This is a genomic window from Pseudomonas sp. FW305-E2, from assembly GCF_058782925.1.
In genome coordinates this window covers 1-1682 of the sequence record NZ_JBYSYE010000092.1, presented here as the reverse complement: position 1 = coordinate 1682, position 1682 = coordinate 1, and the positions used below count along the sequence as shown (strand labels likewise).

Below are 1682 nucleotides of genomic sequence, written 5' to 3'. Positions count from 1 at the left end.
CCGGCCTTGATGGTGACCTGGGCATTGTTGCTCAGGGTCACGACCAGGTCGTGAGCCAGCGGCTGGTTGACGTGCACAGTGAAGGTCGGCTTGACGTTCTCGGCCACCGAAGTCTGGTCGGCCGTGATAGTGACCTTGACCAGGTCGCCTTCGTTGCCCGGCGTACCTGGCTCGTCGATAACCGACGTGCTGACCGGGGTTTTGTCCAGCGTCAGTTGCTCGAACTTGCCGACATCCGCGCCTTCAACGGTTGCGATCGATTTGATCACAGGATCGTTGGTGCCAACGTAGACGTTGTCCGGGGCAGTGACGGTGGCAGTGCCGGTTGTACCGTTAGCCGGGATGGTGATGGTGGTTTTGCCATCGTCCAGGGTAAAGGTCAGCGCCGCATGCTTGTCGATCGGCAGGCCGTCTTTGTTGGTCAGTGTGATGGTGTAGGTGATCTCACCGCCTTCGGTGACCGAAGGAGTCGCGGTCAGCTTGGCCACGACTTCGTCGGTGGTGTCGGTGACATCCACCTTCGCGGCACCGCCCAGCTCCAGGTTTTCGAAGGTGCGACCGTCTACATCCACAACAGACGTGATGCCCAGGCTGATCTGGCCAGCGTCGTTGTAAACGTCATCGCCTTGCGCAGCGTGGGTGTACGGCGCGCTGGTTTCGCCAGCCTTGATGGTGACCTGGGCGTTGTTGCTCAGGGTCACGACCAGGTCGTGAGCCAGCGGCTGGTTGACGTGTACGGTGAACGTCGGTTTGACGTTCTCGGCCACCGAAGTCTGGTCGGCCGTGATGGTGACCTTGACCAGGTCGCCTTCGTTGCCCGGCGTACCCGGCTCGTCGGTAACCGACGTGCTGACCGGGGTTTTGTCGAGGGTCAGTTGTTCGAACTTGCCGACATCCGCGCCTTCAACGGTTGCGATCGACTTCACGACAGGGTCGTTAGCGCCGACGTAGACGTTGTCCGGGGCAGTGACGGTAGCAGTACCTACGGTACCGTTGGCCGGCACGGTGATGACGGTTTTACCGTCGCTCAGCGTGAAGGTCAATGCACTGTGGTTGTTGATCGGCAGGCCGTCTTTGTTGGTCAGCGTGATGGTGTAAGTGATCTCGCCGCCTTCGGTGACCGAAGGGGTGGCAGTCAGCTTGGCCACCACTTCGTCGGTGGTGTCGGTCACTTGAACCGAAGCCGCACCGCCCAACTCGAGGTTCTCGAAGGTCGCACCAGTGGCGTCCACCGCCGAGGTGATACCCAGGCTGATCTGGCCGGCGTCGTTGTAGACGTCATCACCCTGCGCAGCGTGGGTGTACGGCGCGCTGGTTTCGCCGGCCTTGATGGTGACCTGGGCATTGTTGCTCAGGGTCACGACCAGGTCGTGAGCCAGCGGCTGGTTGACGTGCACAGTGAAGGTCGGCTTGACGTTCTCGGCCACCGAAGTCTGGTCGGCCGTGATAGTGACCTTGACCAGGTCGCCTTCGTTGCCCGGCGTACCCGGCTCGTCGGTAACCGACGTGCTGACCGGGGTTTTGTCCAGCGTCAGTTGCTCGAACTTGCCGACATCCGCGCCTTCAACGGTTGCGATCGATTTGATCACAGGGTCGTTGGTGCCAACGTAGACGTTGTCCGGGGCAGTGACGGTGGCAGTGCCGGTTGTACCGTTAGCCGGGATGGTGATGGTGGTTTTGCC

1 protein-coding gene is annotated in these 1682 nt (G+C 61.2%); it reads right to left on the bottom strand.

The window, feature by feature from the left end:
* Positions 1 to 1682, bottom strand: a 1682-nt coding sequence (locus AC3WLP_RS27810) for an immunoglobulin-like domain-containing protein (RefSeq protein WP_492576397.1), incomplete at both ends; no start/stop codon positions are given.